Annotated in this window: 25 protein-coding genes; 14 read left to right on the top strand and 11 right to left on the bottom strand. The window is 71.2% G+C overall.

What is annotated here, in order from left to right; all coding sequences use genetic code 11:
* A complete protein-coding gene (locus ACIRGB_RS24830; protein WP_403869016.1) occupies positions 1–1398 on the bottom strand; it encodes a metallopeptidase TldD-related protein in 1398 nt (465 codons plus the stop codon).
* Entirely contained in the window at positions 1395–2918 is a 1524-nt protein-coding gene (locus tag ACIRGB_RS24835; protein ID WP_403869019.1) for a TldD/PmbA family protein, read from the bottom strand. The genes ACIRGB_RS24830 and ACIRGB_RS24835 overlap by 4 nt, the downstream gene beginning before the upstream one ends.
* 276 nt (positions 2919–3194) lie before the next feature.
* Between ACIRGB_RS24835 and fabG the strand changes: the two genes are divergently transcribed.
* Together fabG and fabI are read left to right on the top strand one after the other, a co-directional pair.
* Positions 3195–3899 (top strand): 3-oxoacyl-[acyl-carrier-protein] reductase, encoded by a 705-nt coding sequence (gene fabG / locus ACIRGB_RS24840; protein ID WP_403869022.1) that lies wholly within the window; start codon positions 3195–3197, stop codon positions 3897–3899.
* A 5-nt stretch (positions 3900–3904) separates the two neighbouring features.
* Entirely contained in the window at positions 3905–4672 is a 768-nt protein-coding gene (fabI, locus tag ACIRGB_RS24845; protein ID WP_403869025.1) for an enoyl-ACP reductase FabI, read from the top strand.
* A gap of 88 nt (positions 4673–4760) precedes the next feature.
* Here fabI and ACIRGB_RS24850 read toward each other — a convergent pair whose 3' ends face one another.
* The gene (locus ACIRGB_RS24850; RefSeq protein WP_403869028.1) at positions 4761–5453 is read right to left on the bottom strand and encodes a FadR/GntR family transcriptional regulator; all 693 of its coding nucleotides are present in this window, start codon (positions 5451–5453) and stop codon (positions 4761–4763) included.
* 58 nt (positions 5454–5511) lie between these two features.
* Between ACIRGB_RS24850 and ACIRGB_RS24855 the strand changes: the two genes are divergently transcribed.
* The 4 genes from ACIRGB_RS24855 (at position 5512) to ACIRGB_RS24870 (ending at position 8082) form a co-directional block, all read left to right on the top strand.
* Positions 5512–6840 carry a CynX/NimT family MFS transporter gene (locus tag ACIRGB_RS24855; protein WP_403869031.1) on the top strand — a complete coding sequence of 443 codons (1329 nt, stop codon included), beginning with the start codon at positions 5512–5514 and terminating at the stop codon, positions 6838–6840.
* Positions 6841–6964: 124 nt separating this feature from the next.
* Complete coding sequence (locus tag ACIRGB_RS24860; protein ID WP_037922852.1) at positions 6965–7081, top strand: SGM_5486 family transporter-associated protein; 117 nt, start codon at positions 6965–6967, stop codon at positions 7079–7081.
* A gap of 183 nt (positions 7082–7264) precedes the next feature.
* On the top strand, positions 7265–7471 hold the full coding sequence (locus tag ACIRGB_RS24865) for a hypothetical protein (protein ID WP_403869034.1): 207 nt from the start codon (positions 7265–7267) through the stop codon (positions 7469–7471).
* Between the two features lie 92 nt (positions 7472–7563).
* Positions 7564–8082, top strand: coding sequence for a SixA phosphatase family protein (locus tag ACIRGB_RS24870; RefSeq protein WP_403869037.1), 519 nt, complete (start codon positions 7564–7566; stop codon positions 8080–8082).
* 81 nt (positions 8083–8163) lie between these two features.
* Here ACIRGB_RS24870 and serB read toward each other — a convergent pair whose 3' ends face one another.
* Complete coding sequence (serB, locus tag ACIRGB_RS24875; RefSeq protein WP_403869040.1) at positions 8164–9408, bottom strand: phosphoserine phosphatase SerB; 1245 nt, start codon at positions 9406–9408, stop codon at positions 8164–8166.
* 295 nt (positions 9409–9703) lie between these two features.
* On the opposite strand from serB, the gene ACIRGB_RS24880 reads away from it, so the two are divergent.
* The gene (locus ACIRGB_RS24880; protein ID WP_403869043.1) at positions 9704–12289 is read left to right on the top strand and encodes an FHA domain-containing protein; all 2586 of its coding nucleotides are present in this window, start codon (positions 9704–9706) and stop codon (positions 12287–12289) included.
* Between the two features lie 124 nt (positions 12290–12413).
* On the opposite strand, the gene ACIRGB_RS24885 is transcribed toward ACIRGB_RS24880, so the two are convergent.
* The 3 genes from ACIRGB_RS24885 to ACIRGB_RS24895 form a co-directional block, all read right to left on the bottom strand.
* Positions 12414–13151 (bottom strand): transglycosylase SLT domain-containing protein, encoded by a 738-nt coding sequence (locus ACIRGB_RS24885; protein WP_403869046.1) that lies wholly within the window; start codon positions 13149–13151, stop codon positions 12414–12416.
* Positions 13152–13504: 353 nt separating this feature from the next.
* Positions 13505–14584, bottom strand: a complete 1080-nt coding sequence (locus ACIRGB_RS24890; RefSeq protein WP_403869049.1) for an S-adenosylmethionine:tRNA ribosyltransferase-isomerase — start codon at positions 14582–14584, stop codon at positions 13505–13507.
* On the bottom strand, positions 14584–15279 hold the full coding sequence (locus tag ACIRGB_RS24895; RefSeq protein ID WP_403869052.1) for an SDR family NAD(P)-dependent oxidoreductase: 696 nt from the start codon (positions 15277–15279) through the stop codon (positions 14584–14586). The genes ACIRGB_RS24890 and ACIRGB_RS24895 overlap by 1 nt, the downstream gene beginning before the upstream one ends.
* 218 nt (positions 15280–15497) lie before the next feature.
* Here ACIRGB_RS24895 and ACIRGB_RS24900 point away from each other — a divergent pair, with 218 nt between their 5' ends.
* From ACIRGB_RS24900 to chpE, 3 genes are all read left to right on the top strand, one after another.
* Complete coding sequence (locus tag ACIRGB_RS24900) at positions 15498–16643, top strand: GAF domain-containing sensor histidine kinase (RefSeq protein ID WP_403869055.1); 1146 nt, start codon at positions 15498–15500, stop codon at positions 16641–16643.
* The gene (locus ACIRGB_RS24905) at positions 16636–17277 is read left to right on the top strand and encodes a response regulator (RefSeq protein ID WP_403869058.1); all 642 of its coding nucleotides are present in this window, start codon (positions 16636–16638) and stop codon (positions 17275–17277) included. The genes ACIRGB_RS24900 and ACIRGB_RS24905 overlap by 8 nt, the downstream gene beginning before the upstream one ends.
* 155 nt (positions 17278–17432) lie before the next feature.
* Entirely contained in the window at positions 17433–17681 is a 249-nt protein-coding gene (gene chpE, locus ACIRGB_RS24910; protein ID WP_030184918.1) for a chaplin ChpE, read from the top strand.
* 170 nt (positions 17682–17851) lie between these two features.
* Here chpE and ACIRGB_RS24915 read toward each other — a convergent pair whose 3' ends face one another.
* Positions 17852–18634 carry a hypothetical protein gene (locus ACIRGB_RS24915; protein WP_403869063.1) on the bottom strand — a complete coding sequence of 261 codons (783 nt, stop codon included), beginning with the start codon at positions 18632–18634 and terminating at the stop codon, positions 17852–17854.
* 152 nt (positions 18635–18786) lie between these two features.
* On the opposite strand from ACIRGB_RS24915, the gene ACIRGB_RS24920 reads away from it, so the two are divergent.
* The 3 genes from ACIRGB_RS24920 (at position 18787) to ACIRGB_RS24930 (ending at position 21197) form a co-directional block, all read left to right on the top strand.
* The gene (locus ACIRGB_RS24920) at positions 18787–19584 is read left to right on the top strand and encodes an ABC transporter ATP-binding protein (protein WP_403869066.1); all 798 of its coding nucleotides are present in this window, start codon (positions 18787–18789) and stop codon (positions 19582–19584) included.
* A gap of 54 nt (positions 19585–19638) precedes the next feature.
* Complete coding sequence (locus tag ACIRGB_RS24925; protein WP_403869069.1) at positions 19639–20070, top strand: NfeD family protein; 432 nt, start codon at positions 19639–19641, stop codon at positions 20068–20070.
* 179 nt (positions 20071–20249) lie between these two features.
* Entirely contained in the window at positions 20250–21197 is a 948-nt protein-coding gene (locus ACIRGB_RS24930) for an SPFH domain-containing protein (protein WP_403869072.1), read from the top strand.
* Between the two features lie 112 nt (positions 21198–21309).
* Here the strand turns inward: ACIRGB_RS24930 and ACIRGB_RS24935 are convergent, their stop codons facing one another.
* The 3 genes from ACIRGB_RS24935 to ACIRGB_RS24945 all read right to left on the bottom strand — a co-directional run bounded on the left by ACIRGB_RS24935 (position 21310) and on the right by ACIRGB_RS24945 (position 23388).
* A complete protein-coding gene (locus ACIRGB_RS24935; protein ID WP_403869075.1) occupies positions 21310–21816 on the bottom strand; it encodes an HNH endonuclease in 507 nt (168 codons plus the stop codon).
* A gap of 199 nt (positions 21817–22015) precedes the next feature.
* Positions 22016–22555: a YbhB/YbcL family Raf kinase inhibitor-like protein gene (locus ACIRGB_RS24940; RefSeq protein ID WP_403869078.1), complete on the bottom strand. Its 540-nt coding sequence runs from the start codon at positions 22553–22555 to the stop codon at positions 22016–22018.
* A 50-nt stretch (positions 22556–22605) separates the two neighbouring features.
* A complete protein-coding gene (locus ACIRGB_RS24945; protein WP_403869081.1) occupies positions 22606–23388 on the bottom strand; it encodes a sporulation protein in 783 nt (260 codons plus the stop codon).
* Positions 23389–23534: 146 nt separating this feature from the next.
* Here ACIRGB_RS24945 and ACIRGB_RS24950 point away from each other — a divergent pair, with 146 nt between their 5' ends.
* Positions 23535–24176 carry a DNA-3-methyladenine glycosylase gene (locus ACIRGB_RS24950; RefSeq protein WP_403869084.1) on the top strand — a complete coding sequence of 214 codons (642 nt, stop codon included), beginning with the start codon at positions 23535–23537 and terminating at the stop codon, positions 24174–24176.
* The last annotated feature ends 437 nt before the right edge of the window (positions 24177–24613 follow it).

The following is a 24613-nucleotide window of genomic DNA, read 5'->3' on the forward strand; positions in this document are numbered from 1 at the left end:
TTATACGCCCTGGCTGACAGAGCTCATATTGAAATCGGGGACCCGCAGCGCCGGCATCGCGGCCCTGGTGAACCAGTCGCCCCACTCCCTGGGCAGCGTCTTCTCCGTGCGCCCGGCCTCCGAGGCCCGCCCCAGCAGGCCCACCGGCGACTCGTTGAACCGGAAGTTGTTCACCTCGCCGACCACCTCGCCGTGCTCGACGAGATAGACGCCGTCCCGGGTCAGCCCGGTCAGCAGCAGCGTCGCGGGGTCGACCTCGCGGATGTACCAGAGGCAGGTCAGCAGCAGCCCGCGCTCCGTGCTCGCGACCATGTCGTCCAGGGACCGGCCGGGGTCGCCGCCGTCCAGGATCAGGTTCCCGATCGCGGGTGCCACCGGCAGCCCGGCCAGGCCCGCGCCGTGCCGGGTGGTCGTCAGCCGGTGCAGCTCACCCGCGCGGATCCAGTCGGTCGCCGTGACCGGCAGCCCGTTGTCGAACACCGACTGGTCGCCGCCCGAGGAGTGCGCGACCACGAACGGCGCGCTCTCCAGACCGGGCTCGTGCGGATCACTGCGCAGCGTCAGTGGCAGCGCACCGAGCCGCTCGCCGAGCCGGGTGCCGCCGCCGGGCTTGGAGAACACCGTGCGCCCCTCGACCGCGTCCCGCCCGGAGGCCGACCAGTACTGGTAGATCAGCAGGTCCGCGACCGCGGTGGGCGGCAGCAGCGTCTCGTACCGCCCCGCGGGCAGCTCCACCCGCCGCTCCGCCCAGCCGAGCCGTACGGCCAGCTCGGCGTCGACGGCCGCCGGGTCGACGTCCTTGAAGTCCCGGGTGGCGTGCCCCGCCCACGCCGACCGGGTCCGGTCCGGCGACTTGGCGTTCAGCTCCAGCGTCCCGTTCGGCTGGTCGTGCCGCAGCCTGAGCCCCGTGGACGTACCGAGGTACGTCGAGGTCATCTCGTGGTTCGCGAACCCGTACAGTTCCCGGCCGCCCGCACGCGCGCGGGCGAACGCCTCCCCGAGCGCCGGCGCGAAGTCGGCGAACACCGCCGACGAGGTCTCGGCGGGCGCGTCGGTGAAGTCCGGCGACGCGGGCCCGCCCGTGACCAGCGGCTGGGCGTCCTCGGCCGGACCCGCGCCCCGCGCGGCGGCCTCGGCGGCGCGCACCAGGGGCTCCAGTTCGTCCGCGGTCACGGCCGAGCGCGACACGACCCCGGACGCCGTGCCCTGCTGCCCGTCGACGGTGGCGACGACGGTGAGCGTGCGCCCGCGCGTGACGCCGTTGGTGGTGAGCGCGTTGCCCGCCCAGCGCAGGTTGGCGGTGGACTCCTCGTCGGCGATGACGACGCACCCGTCCGCCCGGGACAGCTCCAGCGCCCGCTCGACGATCTCGTGCGGCTTGCTGCTGCGGACGCTCATCGACCGGCCTCCTGCGTGGTGTTGAGGATGTTGACTCCCTTGAAGAGGGCGGACGGGCAGCCGTGCGAGACGGCCGCGACCTGGCCCGGCTGGGCCTTGCCGCAGTTGAAGGCGCCGCCCAGGACATACGTCTGCGGACCGCCGACGGCCGCCATGGACCCCCAGAAGTCGGTGGTCGTCGCCTGGTACGCCACGTCCCGCAGCTGTCCGGCGAGCCGCCCGTTCTCGATCCGGAAGAAGCGCTGGCCGGTGAACTGGAAGTTGTAGCGCTGCATGTCGATGGACCAGGACCGGTCGCCGACGACGTAGATGCCGCGGTCGACGCCCCCGATCAGGTCCTCGGTCGACAGCCCGCCCGGATCGGGACGCAGCGACACGTTGGCCATCCGCTGCACCGGCACGTGCGCGGGGGAGTCGGCGTAGGCGCACCCGTTGGACCGCTCGAACCCGGTGAGCCGCGCGATCCGCCGGTCGAGCTGGTATCCGACCAGCGTGCCGTCCTTGACCAGGTCCCAGGACTGGCCCTCGACGCCCTCGTCGTCGTATCCGATGGTCGCCAGCCCGTGCTCGGCGGTGCGGTCGCCGGTCACGTTCATCAGCTCGGAGCCGTAGCGCAGCTTGCCGAGCTGGTCGAAGGTGGCGAAGGAGGTGCCGGCGTAGGCGGCCTCGTAGCCGAGGGCGCGGTCCAGCTCGGTGGCGTGCCCGATGGACTCGTGGATGGTCAGCCACAGGTTCGACGGATCGACGACCAGGTCGTACAGCCCCGCCTCGACGCTCGGCGCCCGCATCTTCTCCGCGAGCAGCTCCGGAATCTCGGCCAGCTCCGCGTCCCAGTTCCAGCCGGTCCCGGTCAGGTACTCCCAGCCCCGGCCGGCCGGCGGCGCCAGCGTGCGCATGGAGTCGAACTCGCCGCTGGAGTCGTCCACCGACACGGCGGTGAGCACCGGGTGCAGCCGCACCCGCTGCTGCGTGGTCACGGTCCCGGCGGTGTCGGCGTAGAACTTGTTCTCGTGCACGGTGAGCAGCGAGGCGTCCACGTGGTCGACCCCGTCGGCCGCCAGCAGCCGCGCGCTCCAGTCCGCCAGCAGCGCCGACTTCTCCGCGTCGGGCACGGTGAAGGGGTCGATGTCGTACGCCGAGACCCAGGTCTTGTCGGCGTGCACCGGCTCACCGGCCAGCTCGACCCTCTCGTCCGACCCGGCCGCCCTGATCACCTGCGCCGACAGCTTCGCCATCGCCACCGCCTGCGAGGCGACCTTGGCGGCGGCGTCCAGGGTCAGGTCCACGCCGGACGCGAACCCCCACGTGCCGCCGTGCACGACCCGCACCGCGTACCCGAGGTCGGTGGTGTCCGAGGACCCGGCGGGCCGGGCGTCCCTGAGCCGCCAGGAGGCGCTGCGCACCCGTTCGAGACGGAAGTCGGCGTGCTCCGCGCCGAGGGCACGCGCGCGTGCGAGGGCGGCGTCGGCGAGGGCGCGTAGGGGGAGTGCCGTGAAGGCTTGGTCGATGCTGTGGGGCACCTGCGTCTCTTTCTGTCGGCGTGACCGGTCGTCTGCCGCGACACCGGGGGCTGCGCCGCATCATGTCGCGTCGGGACCCCGGCGACCACACCCTTTCCGACCGGGCCGGGGAACGGTTCTGTAGGGACCCGACAGACAGCCCCGTAAGCCACTGTGGGTGCCCGAGTCTCTGCGCGGGACCCGGGACCGATAGATTTTCGAGGAAGCCGCCTGCCGTCGCCGCCCGCCGTACGGGTGACCGGACGGGTGGACGACCGCTAGGGAAAGGGTGATCCGTTGAGCCGCTCGGTTCTCGTCACCGGAGGAAACCGGGGCATCGGCCTCGCCATCGCCCGCGCCTTCGCCGACGCCGGCGACAACGTCGCGATCACGTACCGCTCGGGTGAGCCCCCGGAGGGCTTCCTGGCCGTCAAGTGCGACATCACCGACAGCGAGCAGGTGGAGCAGGCCTACAAGGAGATCGAGGAGACACACGGTCCCGTCGAGGTCCTGGTCGCCAACGCCGGTGTCACCAAGGACCAGCTCCTGATGCGCATGTCGGAGGAGGACTTCACCTCCGTCGTCGAGACCAACCTCACCGGCACCTTCCGCGTGGTCAAGCGCGCCAACCGCGCCATGCTGCGCGCCAAGAAGGGCCGCGTCGTCCTCATCTCGTCGGTGGTCGGGCTGCTCGGCTCCGCGGGGCAGGCGAACTACGCCGCCTCCAAGGCCGGCCTGGTCGGCTTCGCGCGTTCCCTCGCCCGTGAGCTGGGGTCGCGCAACATCACCTTCAACGTCGTCGCGCCCGGTTTCGTCGACACCGACATGACCAAGGTGCTCACCGACGAGCAGCGGGCCACCATCGTGTCGCAGGTGCCGCTGGGGCGGTACGCGCGGCCGGAGGAGATCGCCGCGACGGTGCGGTTCCTCGCCTCGGACGACGCCTCGTACATCACTGGAGCCGTCATCCCCGTTGACGGCGGACTGGGAATGGGTCACTGAACACCATGAGCGGAATTCTCGAGGGCAAGCGCGTCCTGATCACCGGCGTGCTGACGGAGTCCTCCATCGCCTTCCACGCCGCGAAGCTGGCCCAGGAGCAGGGCGCCGAGGTCATCCTCACCGCGTTCCCGCGGCCCACCCTGACCGAGCGCATCGCCAAGAAGCTGCCGAAGCCCGCCAAGGTCATCGAGCTGGACGTCACCAACGAGGAGCACCTCGCCCGCCTCGCCGACGTCGTCGGCGAGGAGCTGGGCAGCCTCGACGGCGTCGTGCACTCCATCGGCTTCGCCCCGCAGGACGCCCTCGGCGGCAACTTCCTCAACGCGCCGTTCGAGTCGGTCGCCACCGCCATGCACGTCTCGGCGTTCTCCCTGAAGTCGCTGACCATGGCCTGCCTGCCGCTGATGCAGAACGGCGGTTCGATCGTCGGCCTCACCTTCGACGCGCAGTTCGCCTGGCCGCAGTACGACTGGATGGGCCCGGCCAAGGCCGCGCTGGAGGCCACCAGCCGCTACATGGCCCGTGACCTGGGCAAGCAGAACATCCGCTGCAACCTGATCTCGGCGGGCCCGATCGGTTCCATGGCCGCCAAGTCCATCCCGGGCTTCAGCGAGCTGGCCGCCGTGTGGGACACCCGCTCGCCGCTGGAGTGGGACCTGAAGGATCCGGAGCCGGCCGGCCGCGGCATCGTCGCGCTGCTGAGCGACTGGTTCCCCAAGACCACGGGCGAGATCGTCCACGTCGACGGCGGACTGCACGCCATCGGCGCCTGACCGGACACCTCGCCGAGGGCCCGCGTCCCGTAGGGGGTGCGGGCCCTCGTGCCGTGCCGGAGCGGCTCGGCGACGCGACCGGTACGGGTCAGCCGCCCGAGGACGGGCCGAACAGCCCCGGACGGCACACGAACGGATAGGCGGCGGCCTCCTCGGCCGCCGTGGCCGCGTCGCCCGCGCGGATCGCGTCCACCAGCCGGCCGTGGTCCATGTGCGCCGCCGGGGACATGCCCTCGCCCACGTCGCCCCGCAGCCAGTCCCGCAGCACCTCGCTCAGGTCCGCGTACATCGCGGTCATCACGTCGTTGTGCGAGGCGGCCACGACGGCCAGGTGGAAGGTGGCGTCGGCCGCCACGAAGGCCTCCGCCTCGCCCGACTCCCAGGCTTCCTCCCGCCGCAGCAGCAGGGCGTCGATCTGCTTGAGGTCCTTCTCCGTGCGCCGTTGGGCGGCCAGGCGCGCGGCGGCCGACTCCAGCGTGGAACGCAGCTCGGCGATGTGCTGGGGTGCGGCGTCGGCGAAGCGGCGCTGCATGACGCCGGCCAGCTCGCTGGTCGCCACGACGTACGTGCCCGAGCCCTGGCGGATGTCCAGCAGACCGTTGTGGGCCAGCGCGCGCACGGCCTCACGGATCGTGTTCCGGGCGACGCCGAGCTGCTCGACCAGTTCGGGCTCGGTGGGGATGCGGGAGCCGACCGGCCACTCGCCCGAGGCGATCTGCTGCCGCAGCGCGGCGATGACCTGCTCGGAGAGTGCCGAACGACGGGGATGGCTCAACGGCATGGCTCACCTTCGCACACGAGCGGACGAGCGAGTGGACAAGTAATCATCCCATGATTCTATGATGGGCCTCATGGCTAGTGACGAAACCCGGACGGAGACACGCACACAGGCGCGTGTCGGAAGCGGTGTGGCCGAGGTACCCGGCGAGGCACCCGCCACGCGCGCGTGGACGACGTGGACGACCCGGCTGCTCGTCCTCGGCATCGTCCTGGCCGCGGTGAACCTGCGCCCCGCCATCACGAGCCTGGGTGCGCTCCTGGAGGAGGTCCGCGACGGGCTCGGCATGAGCGGCAGCATCGCTGGACTGCTCACCTCCGTGCCGCCGCTGTGCTTCGCCGTCTTCGGGGTCACCGCCCCCCGGCTGGCCCGCCGCTTCGGGCCCGGCGCGGTGGTCTGCGCCGGCATGGTCGCCATCACCGCGGGCCTGCTGATACGCCCGTACGCCGGCGGCACGGGCGGCTTCCTGGCCGCCACCGCCCTGGCGCTGATGGGCATCGCGGTCAGCAACGTCCTGATGCCGGTCATCGTCAAGCGATACTTCCCCGACCGCGTCGGTTCCATGACCGGCCTGTACTCGATGGCCCTCGCCCTCGGCACCTCCGTCGCCGCCGCGGCGACCGTGCCCCTGACGAACGCGCTGGGCGGTCACTGGCAGCCCGGCCTCGCGCTCTGGGCGGTGCTGCCCGCGCTGGCCGTCCTGCCCTGGATCCCGTTCGTACGGGACCGGAAGGCGCCGGCCTCCACGGTGCCCTCCACCCCGCCGTCGGGACGGGAGGGCGAGGAGCCCGCGGAACAGCCCCCGCTGCGGATCACCCGCAGCCGCACGGCCTGGGCGCTCGCCGTCTTCTTCGGCCTCCAGGCCACCGCCGCCTACATCACGATGGGCTGGATGGCGCAGATCTTCCGCGACTCGGGCGTCTCCGCCGGCACCGCCGGGCTGCTGCTCGCCGTCATCATGGTGATGGGCGTGCCGCTCGCCTTCGTCATCCCGCGCGTGGCGACCCGCCTGCCCCACCAGGGCCCCATCGTGCTGGTCCTGGGCCTGTGCGGGCTCGCCGGATACGCCGGCCTGTACTTCGCGCCGGTCGGCGGCGCCTGGGCCTGGGCCCTGCTGCTCGGCATCTCCAACTGCGCCTTCCCGCTGGCGCTGACCATGGTCGGCATGCGGGCCAGGACCGGAGCGGGCGTCGCCCAGCTGTCCGCCTTCGCGCAGAGCACCGGCTACCTGATCTCCATCCCGGGCCCGCTCCTGGTGGGCGTGCTCTACCAGCACAGCGGCGGCTGGGGGCTGCCGATCGCCCTGATGAGCGCGCTGATGGTGCCGCAGATCGTGGTGGGCGTCCTGGCCGGGCGCAACCGCACGGTGGAGGACGAGGCGGCCCGCTGACCCGGGCGCACGGCGGGCCGGGCCCCGCGGCGCGCCGACCACCACCACCGGCGGTGGCCTGGCCCGCCGTCGTCGCCGGTGGCCCGCCGGGAGCCGCCCGCGCGGGGGATGCGAGACTTTCCCCATGCCAGTCCTCGACCCGAACCCCCAGCACGGCCAGAAGAAGATGCTGATCGTCTTCGGCGCCTTCCTCGCGATCTTCGTGATCATCGGCGTCATCGCGACCATCGCCTCGCCGTGACCCCGTTCCCGGCGGCCGGACGGTGGGGTTAACCCCCCGTCCCCTAGGGGGTCAGGGTCAGGGTCAAGTGGGTGGACCTCCGGATGGGTTGGGCCCCGCGGATTCCGTACCTTCGAGATGTGCCCGCCACCGGCGGGCCGCGGAGCACGGACCAGGGACGCCCGAAGACCAGCGGAGGCACTCATGTCGGCCCCTACCTACACCCGGCCTCCCCAGGCGACCCGGGGCGGCGTCGACGGCCGGCTGCCCTGGTGGGCCCTCGCCCTGCCCGTGCTCGCCTTCGTCGCGCTGCTCCTGCTGATACTCGAGCCCGCCGACGCCCACGCGGCCGCCGAGCAGCCCGCGATGGCCCACCTCCTGGAGCGGCTGGAGCAGCTGACCGCGCGCTGAGCCCCGACCGCGGGCTCCCGCCCGCGTCCCGTGGTGAGCCCGCATGTCAACTCCCAGAGCCCCATGGCCTGTTTCATGCGAAGCTGGATGACATGAGCGTCGCAGAACCCCGCAGGATTGTTCTCTTCCGGCATGCGAAAGCCGACTGGCCACAGGTGACCGACCACGAGCGACCGCTCGCCGACCGGGGCCGCATGGACGCCGCGGAGGCCGGGCGTCGGCTGGCGGACACCGGCGTGCCCTTCGACCAGGCCCTGTGCTCGACCTCGGTGCGGACCCGTGAGACCTGGAAGCTCGCCGTCCAGGAGTTCCCGCACCGGCCGAAAACCGTCTACGAGGAGCGGATCTACGAGGCCTCGCCCGGCGAGCTGATCGCCGTGCTCAACGAGACCCCCGACGACCTGCGGAACGTGCTGGTGATCGGCCACAACCCGGGCATGGAGGCGCTGACCGAGATCCTGGCCGGCTCGGCCGAGGACGAGGCCCGCGAGCGGATCAACCGCCGGGGCTTCCGGACCGCCGCCTTCGCCGTGCTGACCTTCACGGGCTCCTGGAAGGACGTGGAGCCCGGCCGGGCCGCCTTGGTCGACTTCTGGGCGCCGACCGACTGACCCGCCCCCACGCGACAGGGCCCGGCACCCTCGCGGTCCGGGCCCGCGCCGTGCCGGGCGTCCGTCGGTTCTTCCGCCGGGTCAGGGCCGTTCGGCGGGCAGCCCGAGGCTCTCGCCCAGGCCCTCCTCCAGCGTGTCCGCGGCCTCGACCTCCTCGCGGGTGATGCCCAGCAGATAGAGCACGGTGTCCAGGAAGGGCACGTTCACCGCGGTGTGCGCCGCCTCGCGCACCACCGGCTTGGCGTTGAAGGCGACCCCCAGCCCGGCCGCGTTCAGCATGTCCAGGTCGTTGGCGCCGTCACCGATCGCCACGGTCTGCGACAGCGGTACCCCCGCCTCGGCGGCGAACCGGCGCAGCAGCCGCGCCTTGCCCGCCCGGTCCACGATCTCCCCGGTGACCCGGCCGGTCAGCCGGCCGTCGACGATCTCCAGCGTGTTGGCCTGGGCGAAGTCCAGCCCCAGCTGCTCCCGCAAGGCGTCGGTGACCTGGGTGAAGCCGCCGGAGACGACGCCCACCTGGTAGCCGAGCCGCTTCAGCGTGCGGATCAGGGTGCGGGCACCCGGCGTCAGCCGCACCTCGGCGCGCACCTTGTCCACCACCGAGGCGTCAAGGCCCGCCAGCAGGGCCACGCGCGCGTGCAGCGACTGCTCGAAGTCCAGCTCCCCGCGCATCGCGGCCGCCGTCACCTCGGCGACCTTGTCCTCGCACCCGGCGTGCGCGGCGAACAGCTCGATGACCTCGTCCTGGATCAACGTGGAGTCCACGTCCATCACCACCAGGCGCTGCGCCCGCCGGTGCAGCCCCGCCGCGACGACCGCGACGTCCACGCCGAGCGCCGCGGCCTCGGTGGCCAGGGCCGTGCGCAGCGGCTCGGTCGCCACACCGGACACCGCGAATTCGACGGCGGTCACCGGGTACTTGGCCAGCCGGAAGATACGGTCGATGTTGCTCCCGGACTCGGTGATCCGGGCCGCTATGGCGGCGGTCGCCTCCGCGGTGAGCGGGTGCCCGAGCACCGTGACCAGGGAGCGGCCGAGGCCGCGCGGCCGGTTGTCGCCGATGCCGGAGATGATCTCCGCCTGCAACTTCAGCGACTCCGCCCAGCTGTGGACGGTCGCCCGCAGATCGCCCTCCAGACCACGGGGCGGCTCGGTCACGAGCGCGCACAGCACGATCCGGCCACGGGTGACGACCTGCTCGATGTCGACGACATCGACGGAGTAGGCGGCGAGAGTGTCGAACAGGCCGGCCGTGATGCCGGGCCGGTCCTTGCCGAAGATCTTGACGAGAAGCGTGGGAACGTCAGAGGTCTGCGAAGCGCTCATGGTGCTCCCACCGTATCCGGCACGCGGTGCCGCCCGCCCCCTAGGTCCGACTGGCGGACAGGAGTCGCGGGGGAGCGGCGCGAGCGGCCCGGTCCTCCGTCCCGGCGGGCCCGCACCACCCGCGCGGCACCGCGTGCCCAGCACGTCGCCCCACGGCACACGGGTACCCACCCACTCTTCACAAGGCCCGACTTTCGGTCAGGCCCCCGAGCCTGAAATAGTTCCCCCCGATGTTCGACATCCCTAGACTCCCCGCGACGGGAGCACATCGGGGGACAACTCAGTGGGGCATGGAGTGCCGGAACTCGTACTGGAATCCAATGGACGGACCTGGACGCTCGATCCGTCCCGGTCATACGCGCTAGGACGCGATCCGCAGGGGGAGCTTGTCTTCGACGACGCCAGGGTGTCCTGGCGGCATGCCACGATCAGTTTCAACGGCCGCAGTTGGGTGGTCGACGACCACGGCAGCACCAACGGCACGTTCGTGCACGGGCAGCGGGTCCAGCAGCTGGAGCTCGGCGCCGGCACGGTGCTGAACCTGGGCAACGCGACCGACGGCCCGCGGGTGAGCCTGACCGGCGCCCAGGCCCCGGCCGGCACGCCGCAGGCCCAGCCGCAGCAGCAGCCGTACGCCGCACAGGGCGCGAACGCGGGCTGGGCGCAGCAGGCGCCGCCCGCGCAGGAGCCGTTCCAGCAGCAGGCACCGCCCCAGCAGGCGCCGCCGCAGCACGGGCAGCAGCACCAGGCCCAGCAGGCCGGCTGGCAGCAACAGCAACAGCCACCGCAGCAGGCCGCGCCGCACTTCCCCCAGCAGCAGGGATCAGGCGGCGCGGCGGGGGCGCCACCGGTCCACGGGGACCGCAGCCCGACCACGTTCCACCAGTTCTCGCTCGGCCGCGTCATGCGCATCGGCCGTGCCCTGGAGAACGACCTGGTCGTCTCCGACCTCCAGGTCTCGCGCCACCACGCGGAGTTCCACTCGACGCCCGACGGGCGCATGGAGATCCGCGACCTCGGCTCGCACAACGGCACGTACGTCAACGGCCAGCCGATCGCCAAGGGCGGCTCCCAGCTGCTCGGCCCGACCGACGTCGTGGGTGTCGGCCACTCGACGTTCCAGATCGTCGGCGACCGGCTCGAGGAGTTCGTCGACACCGGTGAGGTCTCCTTCTCCGCCCGGCACCTGACCGTCACGGTCGACGGCGGCAAGCAGATCCTCAAGGACGTCTCCTTCGGCGTCCCCGAGAAGTCGCTGATCGCCGTCATCGGCCCGTCCGGCTCCGGCAAGTCGACCCTGCTCAAGGCGCTCACCGGTTACCGGCCCGCCGACCAGGGCGAGGTCCTCTACGACAACCGGAACCTCTACAAGCAGTTCGCCGAGCTGCGCCAGCGCATCGGTCTGGTCCCGCAGGACGACATCCTGCACAAGGAGCTGACCGTCAAGAAGGCGCTCAAGTACGCGGCGAAGCTCCGCTTCCCGGCCGACACCACGGGCGCGGAGCGCAACGCCCGCATCGACGAGGTGCTGCGCGAGCTGAAGCTGGACATCCACAAGGACAAGAAGGTCACGTCCCTGTCCGGCGGCCAGCGCAAGCGCGTGTCCGTCGCCCTGGAACTGCTCACCAAGCCGTCGCTGATCTTCCTGGACGAGCCGACCTCCGGCCTCGACCCGGGCATGGACCGTGACGTCATGCAGCTGCTGCGCGGTCTCGCCGACGACGGCCGCACCGTGCTCGTCGTCACCCACTCGGTGGCCGAGCTGGCGACCTGCGACAAGCTGCTGGTGATGGCGCCGGGCGGTTCCGTGGCCTACTTCGGCCCGCCGAAGGAGGCGCTGAACTTCTTCGGCTACGACACCTGGGCCGACGTCTTCTCCGCCTTCGAGAACTACCGCGACTACGACTGGGCGGGCCGCTGGAAGGGCTCGCAGCACTACCAGATGTACGCCGCGGACCTCGACGCCGTCGCGCCGCAGTCCGTACAGGTACCGCCGATGCAGGCGATGAAGCCGCCGAAGCCGCAGGGCTGGATGTCCCAGTTCGTCACGCTGGTGCGGCGCTACGTGTCGGTGATCGCCTCCGACAAGGGCTTCCTGGCCCTGATGGTGATCCTGCCGGCGGTGCTGGGCGCGGTCAGCCTGCTCATCGACCCGGACAAGGGCCTGCTGCCCAACCCGGCGAACCCGCAGACCGGCCGGATCATCCCCAACGGCACCGCCACCACGGTCCTGCTGATCCTCGCGGTCGGCGCCTGCTTCGCCGGTGCCGCGAACTCGGTCCGTGAGCTGATCAAGGAACGGGTGATCTACGAGCGGGAACGCGCGACCGGCCTGTCCCGGTCGGCGTACCTGATGTCCAAGGTCTTCGTGCTCGGCCTGATCACGGTGTTCCAGGGCCTGCTGGTCGGTGTGATCGGCTTCGCCACCCGCGAGATCCCCGACGAGGGGCTGGTCCTGGGCGGCGCGACGCTGGTCGAGCTGTCCCTGCCGATCATGGCGCTGGGCTTCGCCTCGATGATGTTCGGCCTGGTCATCTCCTCGCTGGTGAAGACCGCCGAGAAGACCATGCCGCTGCTGGTGATGTTCGCGATCATCCAGGTCGTCTTCACCGGCTGCCTCTTCGCCCTGAACGACGCGGTCGGCGTCAACCAGTTCTCGTACCTGATGCCCTCGCGCTGGGCGGTCGCCGCAGCCGGTGCCACGCTGGACTTCAACAAGATCAGCCCGCCCGAGAAGGGGGCCGAGGCGGACCCGCTGTGGGAGCACACCGTGGGCGCCTGGGGCATGGACATGGCCGCGCTGATCGTCCTCGGCGTGATCTGCGGCTTCTTCGTCGCCCGCTTCCTGCGCCGGCACGAGCCCGAGGTCATGCGCAAGTAGACCGAGGTCCGGCGGGCCCGAAGGCGCCCGCGCACGCCCCGAAGGGCGGCACCCCGTCAGGAGGGTGCCGCCCTTCGGCGTACGGTGCGGCGTCGGCGACGTCGTGAAGAGGTCCGCGCCGACCTCAGTACGCGCTGTCGACGTTGTCCATGGTGCCGTACTTGTCCGCGGCGTAGTTGCACGCGGCGGCGATGTTGGCGACCGGGTCGTAGATGTTCCAGGAGGTACCGGGCACGTGGTACGCCTTGAACGTCGGCGGGATGACCTGGAGCAGGCCCTTCGACGGGATGCCGTTGATGGCGTTGATGTCCCAGTCGTTGATGGCCTTCGGGTTGCCGGACGACTCCCGCATGATGTTGCGGTGGATGCCGTCGTAGGTACCGGGGATGTCGTGCTTGGCCATGATGGCCCGGGCCTCGCGGATCCAGCCGTCGAGGGTGTTCGGGTAGGACTTCGGCGCGGCCTTCTTGACCTCGGTGCGCTTGGCGGACCGGCTGGCGGTCTCCTTCGCCTCACGCTTGGCGGCGGCCTTCTCGGCGGCGGCCTTCTTCACGGTGGTCGCCTTCTTGCCGGCGGTCGCCTTCTTGGCGGCCGCCTCCTGCTTGGCCTCGATGGCGGCGACCTTCTGGCTCGCGCCGGCGAGCTGGCCGGTGACACCGGCGTGCACGTCCTGGATCTGCTTGGTGCTGTACGCCACCTTGGCCGTCGGAGCGGCCTCACTCGTGGTCGTCGTCTGACCGCTGGCCGGGACGGCGGTGAAGGCGACGGCGGCGGCGCCGAGCGTGCCGACACCGGCTATCGCGATCTTGTGGGTGCGGTTCAGGGAACGACTGCGACCACGGGGAAGGATGTTCTTGAGCATGGCGGGATAGACCTCTTCGAATAGCGCGGAGGTCGCTCTCGTCCGGTGGGGACAGTTGGTGCTTCCGGCACAAACGCCGCGGGGGAGAACCCACGGCGCTGAGCGACGAGAGCAATTCTTAGCGGCCGCAAAATCCGGAGGCAAAGGTGTGACGTACGATCCGCGATAGTGGATCACGGAACGACAAAGCGGGGCAGATTGGACCATCTGCCCCGCTCAAAACGGACGAGTCGCTCTCCTACTCCCCTTCGTACGTGACGTGCGCCCTATGTGCGGGCTCACATCGGCCCCCCGCCTTTCTCACTGCTAGTTGCTGGAGCAATGCAAAGTGTGAGTGGGTGTCCGCAGCCCTCCTACGGCAGGAGGAGATGGACGTCCCCGAACTCGTGCCACAGGTAGCGCCCCCGCACCGCCGCCTCGTACCCGCGGTCGATCGCCGCCCGCCCCGCCACCGCCTCCAGCATCAGCAGATGCGAGGCCTCCGGCTCGTGCAGCCCCGTCAGCAGGCCCTCCACCACCCGCACCCCGCGCTCCGGCGTCACCACCAGATCCGTCCACCCGGCCCGCGCCCGTACCACCCCGTCGGCCCCGGCCGCCGACTCCACCGCCCGTACGGCCGTCGTCCCCACCGCCACCACCCGCCCGTCACCGGCGCGCGCGGCGTTGATCAACCGCGCCGACGCCCCAGGCACGGCGAACCGCTCCGGATACGGCGGCTCGTGCGACTCCGCCGAGGCCACCCCCGTGTGCAGCGACACCGGCGCGAACTGCACCCCGCGGCTTACCAGCTCCGCCACCAGCCGCGCCGTGAAGGGCCGCGCCGCGCTCGGCATCTCCGCACTGCCCGTCCCGTCCCCGCTCGGCAGCGCGAACACCGTCTGGTAGACGGACAGCGGCTGGTCCCGCTCCGTGTAGGAGTACCGAATGGGCCGCCCGTGCTCCCGCAGCAGCGCGGGCACCCCGGCTCCCGACACCCGCGCCCACCACAGCCGCTCCCCGCGCGCGCTCAGCGGCTCCTCCAGCACCAGCCGCCCGCCCCCGGGCAGCCGCACCCTCGTCCCCCTCAGGCCGCCGCACCCGCGCCCCGCCACGCCGTCCACTGCTCCCGCACGCGCGCGCGTGGTGCCCCTCCCGTCCGGTTCCCGCAGCTCCACCGCCCACCGGCCGTCGTCCCCGCGCGTGGAGAAGTGCACCACCACGCGCGTGTGCCCGATCCGGCCGTCCACCGCGGCGGCCAGCGTGGGCGAGGTGTTGACCACCAGCAGATCACCGGCCCGCAGCAGCCCCGGCAGCTCCACGAACGCGTGGTGCGACACCTCGGTGCCGCGCGACACCAGCAGCCGTACGCCGTCCCGGTCGAGCCCCGGCTCCCGCTGCTCGACCGGCACCCGGGCCGACAGTTCCTCCGGGACCCGTACCGCCAGCGACGACATCAGCGTGCCTCCAGCAGCGCCGGAGCCCCGTAGCGCCCGCTCGCCGGACGCTCGTCCAGCAGCCGCAGCAGCGCCGGCACGACACTCGCCGGGTCCGGCCGCGGGTCGTCGTCGTCCGGCACGGCCGCCGCGTACAGGTCCGTGGCCATGTCCCCGGGATCGACCGCCCAGACCCGCAGTCCCGGCTCCTCGGCGCCCAGCACCGCCGCCAGCTGGTCCAGGGCCGCCTTGGACGCCCCGTAGCCGCCCCACGTCTCGTATGCCTCGGCGGCCGCGTCCGAGCTGAGGGTCACCACCGCGCCCGCGGGCGCCGCCCGCAGCAGCGGCAGCGCCTCACGGACCAGGCCCAGCGCGGCCACCACGTTCACCTCCAGCGCCCGCCGCAGACCCTCCAGGGGCAGCTCCGCCAGCCGCACCAGCGGCTCGGCGCCCAGCGCGCTCGCGTTGCTGACCAGCAGATCCACGCCGCCCAGCCGCCGGGCCTCCGTCACCAGCCCGGTCCGGTGCCAGGAATCGGTCACGTCGCCCGGCAGCGCCGTCACGCGCGTGCCGTACGCCTCCAGCGCCGTCGCCGCCTCCTTCAGCACCTCGGGGCTCCTGGCGTCCAGCACCAGGTCCCACCCCCGTGCCGCCAGGGCCTCGGCGAGCGCCCGGCCCAGTCCCTTGGACGCCCCCGTGATGATCGCAACCGGCATGACACCCGTCCCCTTCGTCGTCCCCGCCGTCCGTCCGGCCGGCGTGATCCTCAACGTAGGAAGCGGAGCTCATCCGTCGCCTCGGGCACGGGCCCCGACCGGCCAGGGCCCTTCGCCCTAGGTCCGACGGGCGGGACCGTCGACCTAGGCCCACCGCCCTAGGCGGAGCCCGTCACCGGTCCGATCCCGCCCGCACCCCCCGCGGGTACCGTGAGGACATGAGTCACGGCCCCCGGTCCGGCCTCACCGCGGTGAGTTCCGCGCTGCTGGCCATGAGCAGGCACCTCGAGGTGCGCGACGTCCTCAAGACGATCGTCGCCTCGGCCCGCGAACTGCTCGACGCGCAGTACGCCGCCCTCGGCGTCCCCGACGACCACGGCGGTTTCGCCCAGTTCGTGGTCGACGGCGTCAGCGACGAGCAGTGGAAGGCCATCGGCCCGCTGCCGCGTCAGCACGGCATCCTCGCCGCGATGCTCCAGGAGGCCACCCCCGAGCGGCTGGGAGACGTCCGCAAGGACCCCCGCTTCGGCGGCTGGCCCTCCGCCCACCCCGACCTGGTCGACTTCCTGGGCCTGCCGATCCGCGACGGCGACGAGGTGCTCGGGGCCCTGTTCCTGGCCAACAAGAGCTGTGTGAAACCCGAGGGCACCTGCGGTTTCACGCAGGACGACGAGGAACTGCTCGGCATCCTCGCCCAGCACGCCGCCATCGCCCTCACCAACGCGCGCCTGTACGAGCGCAGCCGCGAGCTGACCATCGCCGAGGAGCGCTCCCGCCTCGCCCACGAACTGCACGACGCGGTGAGCCAGAAGCTGTTCTCGCTGCGCCTGACCGCCCAGGCCGCCACCGCCCTGGTCGACCGCGACCCCGCGCGGGCCAAGGGCGAGCTGCACCAGGTCGCCACGCTCGCCGCCGAGGCCGCCGACGAACTGCGCGCCGCCGTCGTCGAGCTGCGTCCCGCCGCGCTGGAGGAGGACGGCCTCGTCGCCACCCTGCGCACCCAGATCCAGGTCCTCGACCGCGCCCACACCGCGCGCGTGACCTTCACCAGTCACGGCGTCAAGGCCCTGCCCGCCGCCCAGGAGGAGGCGATGCTGCGCGTCGCCCAGGAGGCACTGCACAACGCCCTGCGCCACTCCGGGGCGGAGCACGTCCGGGTGACCCTGCACCGGCAGGGCACCGGAACCGTCCTGCGGATCACCGACGACGGCGGCGGTTTCGACCCGCGCACGGTACGCCGCGCCGGACGCCACCTCGGCCTGGTCTCGATGCGCGACCGGGCGAGCGGCACCGGCGGCCGGCTGACCGTGCGGTCCGCGCCCGGCGAGGGCACCACGATCGAGATGGAGGTTCCCGGTGGCTGAGGCGATCAAGGTGCTGCTCGTCGACGACCACCAGGTGGTCCGCCGGGGGCTGCGCACCTTCCTGGAGGTACAGGACGACATCGAGGTGGTCGGCGAGGCCGCGGACGGCGCCGCCGGCGTCGACCGGGCCGAGGAGCTGAAACCCGACGTGATCCTCATGGACGTCAAGATGCCGGGCATGGACGGCGTCGAAGCGCTGCGCAGGCTCCGAGAACTGGACAACCACGCGCGCGTGCTGATCGTCACCAGCTTCACCGAGCAGCGCACCGTGGTCCCGGCCCTGCGCGCGGGCGCGGCCGGGTACGTGTACAAGGACGTCGACCCCGACGCGCTGGCCGGTGCCATCCGTTCCGTCCACGCCGGCCACATCCTGCTCCAGCCCGAGGTCGCGGGCGCCCTCCTGAGTCAGGAGGAGAACGGCTCCGGGCCAGGCCGGGCCGGGTCCCTCACGGAGCGGGAGCGCGAGGTGCTGGGCCTGATAGCGGACGGCCGCTCCAACCGGGAGATCGCTCGGGCGCTGGTCCTCTCGGAGAAGACGGTCAAGACCCACGTCTCGAACATCCTGATGAAACTCGACCTCGCCGACCGCACCCAGGCCGCCCTGTGGGCCGTACGCCACGGCGTGGCGGGCTGACCCCGTACGCGGCGGCACGGCGGAGGGTTCCCCTCCGGTCGGAGATTCATACCGTCGTGGGAATGTCCCCCATATGGCGCATCCTTCGAGGGGTCCGGCCGTTCTTCAGTGCGCACCACGGCGACTGCCGCGGTGACCGCAAGGAGGGCTTGTAAGTGAAGAACCTGAAGAAGGCAGCGGCCGTGACGATGGTGGCCGGCGGCCTGATCGCGGCCGGCGCGGGCATGGCCTCCGCCACCGACGGCGGCTCCCACGCCCATGGCGAGGCCATCGGCTCCCCGGGCGTCGCCTCCGGCAACCTGGTCCAGGCGCCGATCCACATCCCGGTCAACGCCGTCGGCAACAGCGTCAACGTCATCGGCGTCCTGAACCCGGCCTTCGGCAACCTGGGCGTCAACCACTGACGTCGGTCACGCACGATGCCTGCGGCCTCCCCGGACTTCCGGGAGGCCGCATCGGCATCATCCAGCCCGTCCGGCGTTTGAGGACGAGGCCGTTCAGGCCGAAAACGGGGGTCAGAGGGCGCAGCCCCCGGGACGGTCACACCAGCACGGAGCACAGGCCGGAGAAACGCTCACCGCATCCCCCGCTCCACCACAACGGAGTTGTACGCCGCGACCTGCGCCCGCCGAGCCACCCGCTCCACCGGCCTGAGCGCCTCCCCCCGCGCGGCCATCTCGGACGCGCTCACCGCACCCCCGTGCCCGTTCTCGGACGCCAGCGACACCAGCATCCCCACCCGCTGCGCCAACTCCAGCACCCGCACCGCCCGCGGCGGATACCCCGGCGCCAGCACCTCCCGCCCCCGCTCCGCCCGCGCCCGGTAGGCGGCGACCGCCGCCTCCGCCACCGGCCCCGACCCGGCCACGTCCAGCCGCGTCAGCACCTCCGTCGCATCCCGCAACGCCTCCGCCAGCTCCCGCTCCGCCTCCCCGAGCGAGGGCACGTCCGCCGGCGGCGCCTCCCGCACCGGCAGGCAGTGCCAGACGACCTCGACGTGCACGTCACCCTCGGGCCCCGCCTCGTACACCTCCGGCACCAGCCCCAGCGCGACCCCCTCGCAGATCACCGCCTCCTCGGCCTCCAGCGCCCGCGCGTTGAACTCCGGCGGCCCGCTCAGCCCCAGCGGGTGCCCCGGCGCGGGCAGCGCGATCCGCAGCCCGGACGCCCCGAGCGCCCGCAGCCGCCCCAACGCCAGCGTGAGACCGACCGGCGCGTCCTCACCCGGCAGCCCCTCCACCCGGTGCACCGCGTCCTCACCCACGACCGCGACCGCGGCGTCGTCCGGCGAGACCAAGTGGGCAATAAGGGCATTTCCCCAGGCGGCAAGGCGCCCTGCGCGTGGTTCCGAGAGCATCCCCCCACCCTAAGGACCGGACCGATGGAACGGTGCGGCCGACCGGTGGCGTAGATTTCCTGGAGGGGCCTGCGCCCACCGGCGCCGCGGCCCAGTCACAGGTGTACGCGACAGCCGAGACCGGCCACAATGCAAGGGGAGACAACGCGCTCATGAGCGATGTTCTGGAGCTTCAGGACGTATCCGTGGTCCGCGAGGGCCGGGCTCTGGTGGACCAGGTCTCCTGGTCGGTCAAGGAGGGCGAGCGCTGGGTCATCCTCGGCCCCAACGGCGCCGGCAAGACCACCCTCCTCAACGTCGCGTCCAGCTACCTCTACCCGAGCACCGGCACCGCCACCATCCTCGGCGAGACCCTCGGCAAGCCCGGCACCGACGTCTTCGAACTGCGCCCCCGCATCGGCGTCGCCGGCATCGCCATGGCCGACAAGCTGCCCCGGCGCCAGACCGTCCTGCAGACCGTGCTCACCGCCGCGTACGGCATGACCGCCGGCTGGCAGGAGGAGTACGAGGACATCGACGAACAGCGCGCCCGCGCCTTCCTCGACCGCCTCGGCATGACCGATTACCTGGACCGCAGGTTCGGCACCCTCTCCGAGGGCGAGCGCAAGCGCACGCTGATCGCCCGCGCCCTGATGACCGACCCCGAACTGCTGCTCCTCGACGAGCCGGCCGCCGGCCTCGACCTCGGTGGCCGCGAGGACCTCGTCCGCCGCCTCGGCCGACTGGCCCGCGACCCCATCGCGCCCTCCATGATCATGGTGACCCACCACGTCGAGGAGATCGCCCCGGGCTTCACCCACGTCCTGATGATCCGTCAGGGCAAGGTCCTGGCCGCCGGACCGCTGGAGCTCGAACTCACCTCCCGCAACCTGTCCCTGTGCTTCGGACTCCCGCTCATCGTCGAGCAGTCCGGCGACCGGTGGACCGCGAAGGGGCTCCCGCTGTCCTGACCCGCCCCCCGTGCGCCCTGTCCCCGGTGGTCCCAACGGACCTACCATGACAGCGTGAACGACATCGACGCATGGGTGTGGTGGCTCGTCGCCGCGGCAGCGCTCGGAATCCCGCTCGTCGTGACCGCGATGCCGGAGTTCGGGATGTTCGCCGTCGGCGCGGTCGCCGCGGCCGTCGCCTCCGGACTGGGCGCGGACCTCGTCGTCCAGGTACTCGTCTTCGTCATCGTCTCGGTCGCCCTGATCGCCGTCGTCCGGCCCATCGCCGCTCGACACCGCTCCCAACAGCCCCAACTGGCCACGGGAGTCGACGCCCTGAGAGGCAGACAGGCCGTCGTGACGGAGCGGGTGGACGGCTCGGGCGGCCGGATCAAACTGGCCGGCGAGATCTGGTCGGCACGGGCCCTGGACACCGGGCGTGCCTTCGAGCCCGGCGAGGAAGTGGACGTCGTGGAGATCGACGGGGCCACAGCCGTCATCATGTGACCTGGTCGAGCACAAGTGGCCCGAACCTCCCCCGCGTCGTACGACGGTCTGACAGACTCGACCAGCAAGATCCTCAACAGCCGTAGGATCAGCAGTAGTCAGGATCAGCCAGGCCCAACAGGACCTGGTCAACAGGATCTGCCGGAGCGCCGAGGCGGAGAAGGGGACGGACACCCACGATGGAACCGGTCATCATCGTCCTGATCATCCTGGTGGTGTTGGTCTTCATCGCCCTGATCAAGACCATCCAGGTCATTCCACAGGCCAGCGCCGCCATCGTCGAGCGCTTCGGCCGCTACACGCGGACACTCAACGCGGGCCTCAACATCGTGGTCCCGTTCATCGACACCATCCGCAACCGCATCGACCTGCGCGAACAGGTCGTCCCCTTCCCGCCGCAGCCGGTCATCACCCAGGACAACCTGGTCGTCAACATCGACACCGTCATCTACTACCAGGTGACCGACGCCCGCGCCGCGACCTACGAGGTCGCCAGCTACATCCAGGCGATCGAGCAGCTCACCGTCACCACCCTGCGCAACATCATCGGCGGCATGGACCTGGAGCGGACCCTGACCTCCCGCGAGGAGATCAACGCGGCCCTGCGCGGCGTCCTCGACGAGGCCACCGGCAAGTGGGGCATCCGCGTCAACCGCGTCGAGCTGAAGGCCATCGAACCGCCCACCTCCATCCAGGACTCGATGGAGAAGCAGATGCGCGCCGACCGCGACAAGCGCGCCGCGATCCTCCAGGCCGAAGGTGTCCGGCAGTCCGAGATCCTGCGCGCCGAGGGCGAGAAGCAGTCCCAGATCCTGCGCGCCGAGGGTGAGGCCAAGGCCGCCGCCCTGCGCGCCGAGGGCGAGGCCCAGGCCGTCCGCACGGTCTTCGAGGCCATCCACGCCGGCGACCCGGACCAGAAGCTGCTCTCCTACCAGTACCTCCAGATGCTCCCCAAGATCGCCGAGGGCGACGCCAACAAGCTCTGGATCGTCCCCAGCGAAATCGGCGACGCCCTCAAGGGCCTCTCCGGCGCCATGGGCAACATCGGCAACCTGGGCGGCGGTTCAGGCAACGGCGGCGCAAGCGTCCCGCCCCAGGAACGCCGCGAGAAGCCAACGATCGACTGAGGGTTCTTGTGAACGCCGGGCAGTCCCTACGCCCCCAGGGGCGCGGGGAACTGCGCGACCAGCCACAGCGCACCCGCAGTCAGCGACGCACCTCAACCTCTACGGCGCAGACTCACGCCGCGTCCAACACCAACCACTCCGGCAACGCCGCGAAGTCCTCCCGGCCCAGCGCCAGCAACATCGCATCCGCGGGAGTCGGCTCGAACGGCTGCCGCAACAGCGGCATCCCCGCCTGCTCCGGCGTCCGGTTCGCCTTGCGGTGATTGTCCTCCGCACACGAGGCCACCGTGTTCAGCCACGTGTCCTGCCCGCCGTGCGACCGCGGCACCACGTGGTCCACGGTCGTCGCCCGCCGCCCGCAGTACGCGCACCGGTGCCGGTCCCGGACCAGCACCCCCCGCCGCGACCACGGAGCGCGTCTTCGGAACGGCACCCGTACGTATTGGCACAGCCTGATCACCCGTGGCGCGGGTATGTCCAGCGCGGCTCCGCGCATCCGCAGCGAGGGGTGGGCCTGCTCGACGACGGCCTTGTCCTGGAGCACCAGCACGACGGCTCGATTCAGCGTCACCGTCGACAACGGCTCGAAGCTCGCGTTCAGCACCAGCGTGTCCCGCATACCAGCCCACCTCCCGTGCGCACCGGCCCACCCCCCTGGCGGGCTGGAACAACTCTGGCCGGGCACGCCGGGATGGACAACGCAATATCTGCTGCTCCGGCGAGGGAGGCGCCCCCGCCACCCCCGGCAACAAAAATGCCCGCCCCTGATCCATTCCAAGACCGGGGGCGGGCAAACGTTCCATGAACGCTCGGAACAGTCAGCTGTCCGCGGGCACCTCGTACTCACCGATGAGCTGGGCCCGCGCGAGCGTGTGGAACCGCAGGTTGAAACCGACGAAGGCCGGAGTGCCGTCCGCGTCGGGACCGAGCTTCTCCTGGTCCACGGCGTACACCGTGAACACATACCGGTGCGGGCCGTCACCGGCCGGCGGCGCGGCACCGCCGAACTCCTTGGCGCCGTAGTCGTTGCGCGCCTGTACGGCGCCCGGGGGCAGCCCTTCGAACGTGCCGCTGCCCGCACCCGCCGGCAGCTCGGTCACCGAGGCCGGGATGTCGAACACCACCCAGTGCCAGAACCCGCTGCCCGTCGGGGCGTCCGGGTCGTAGCACGTCACGGCGAAGCTCTTGGTCTCGGCGGGGAACCCCTCCCACCGCAGGTGCGGCGAGGTGTTCCCGGCGGAGTAGACCTGGTCGTCCTTGAGCGTCCCGCCCTCCCGGACGTCCTCACTCGTGACGGTGAACGACGGCACGGGCGGGTGGAAGTCATGGGGGAGCGGACGCCGCTTCAGCTCGGTCACCTCGGTACCTCCTGATCTTTCTGGTGCAGAGATGACCGAGCCTAGATCCATCAGAACCAGTTGCGCTTGCTGCCCACCTCGGAGAGCCACTGGTTGAGGTACGCCGTCCAGTCGGTGCCCTGGTAGTCGTTCAGCCCGACCTTGAAGGAACGGAACGTGTCGCTGCCCTCGCTGAACAGACCGGGCTTCTTGTCCATCTCCAGCACGACGTCCATCGCCTGCGCGTCGGCCACGAAGCTCAGCTCGACCTGGTTCAGCCCGCGGTACTGCTGCGGCGGGAAGAACTCGATCTCCTGGTAGAAGGGCAGCTGCTGCCGCGTCCCCCGGATGTGACCGCGCTCCATGTCCGCGCTCTTGAAGCGGAAGCCCAGGCCGATGAACGCGTCCAGGATCGCCTTCTGCGCCGGCAGCGGGTGCACGTTGATCGGGTCCAGGTCACCGGAGTCCACGGCGCGCGCGATCTCCAGCTCCGTGGTGACGCCGATGTTCATCCCGCGCAGCGACTGCCCGTCGATCATGGTGATCGGCGTCTCCCACGGGATCTCCAGACCGAACGGCACCGCGTGCACCGCACCGGCCTTCAGCTGGAAGGCACCCCCGAGCCGCACCTTGGTGAACTCGATGTCCTGCTTGTACTCCTGGTCGCCGCTCTCCACCTCGACCTTGGCCTGGAGCCCGACCGACAGCCCCTCGATCTCCTGGTCGACGGACCCTCCCTGGATCCGCACCTCGCCCTGGACGACACCCCCCGGTACGACGTTGACCTCGTTCAGCACGGTCTCCACCGAAGCCCCGCCGGCCCCCAGGCTCGCGAGCAGCTTCTTGAACGCCATGTCTCTCCCTCTCCAGGCTTGCGTGTGAATCCTCGATCCCTACAAACGCGATCCGGTCGTGGCCGGTTCCGCGCCCCACACCCTGGCAAGGCGGACGCTCCCTGACCACCCCGCGCACGGTCCCGGCTGCGTTACGCTCGGACGGCATGATCGCGAGCCCCGACCGTACGCCCTTGCCCAGGGAATTCTTCGACCGCCCCATCCTCGAGGTGGCCCCCGACCTCCTGGGCCGCGTCCTGGTGCGCAGCACCCCCGACGGCCCGATCGCCCTCCGCCTGACGGAGGTGGAGGCCTACGACGGTCAGAACGACCCCGGCTCCCACGCCTACCGGGGTCGCACCCCCCGCAACGACGTGATGTTCGGTCCCCCCGGACACGTGTACGTCTACTTCACCTACGGCATGTGGTTCTGCATGAACCTGGTGTGCGGTCCCGAGGGCAGGGCGAGCGCGGTCCTGCTCCGCGCCGGCGAGATCATCGAGGGCGCCGAGCTGGCCCGGACCCGTCGGCAATCCGCCCGTAACGACAAGGAACTGGCCAAAGGCCCGGCCCGCCTCGCCACCGCCCTGGGCGTGGACCGCGCCTTGAACGGCACGGACGCGTGCACAACCGAGGACACCCCGCTGCGCGTCCTGGCCGGCGCCGCCGTCCCCGGTGACCAGGTACGCAACGGTCCCAGGACCGGGGTGGCCGGCGAAGGCGGCGTGCACCCCTGGCGCTACTGGGTCGCCGACGACCCGACGGTCAGCCCCTACCGGGCGCATGTCCCCAGGAAGCGCCGAAGTTGACTCTCCTTTGGCAGACGCGTAACGTGGCCCGAGCCGCTTGACCCGGGTACGGCAATCGCCTGCAGCCGGAAGCGGCCAACCCACTACCTACGACTTCCCTCAGCGGGAGCGAATTCGGCATGCCCGCATGCCTGAATTCAAACTCGCGGGACTCGATTATGAGTCCCCGGAGAAATCGGCTAACGTAGTGAATGTCGAAAGGCCGACGAGCGAAAGCCCGAACGCAATCGACAAACCCCGCCGGCCGGGAATCGGATCGAAAAGGATCTGATAGAGTCGGAAACGCAAGACCGAAGGGAAGCGCCCGGAGGAAAGCCCGAGAGGGTGAGTACAAAGGAAGCATCCGTTCCTTGAGAACTCAACAGCGTGCCAAAAGTCAACGCCAGATATGTTGATACCCCGACCTGATCGGTTTGTCCGTTCGGGTTGAGGTTCCT

Source organism: Streptomyces sp. NPDC102490, from assembly GCF_044765285.1.
Taxonomy (GTDB): domain Bacteria; phylum Actinomycetota; class Actinomycetes; order Streptomycetales; family Streptomycetaceae; genus Streptomyces.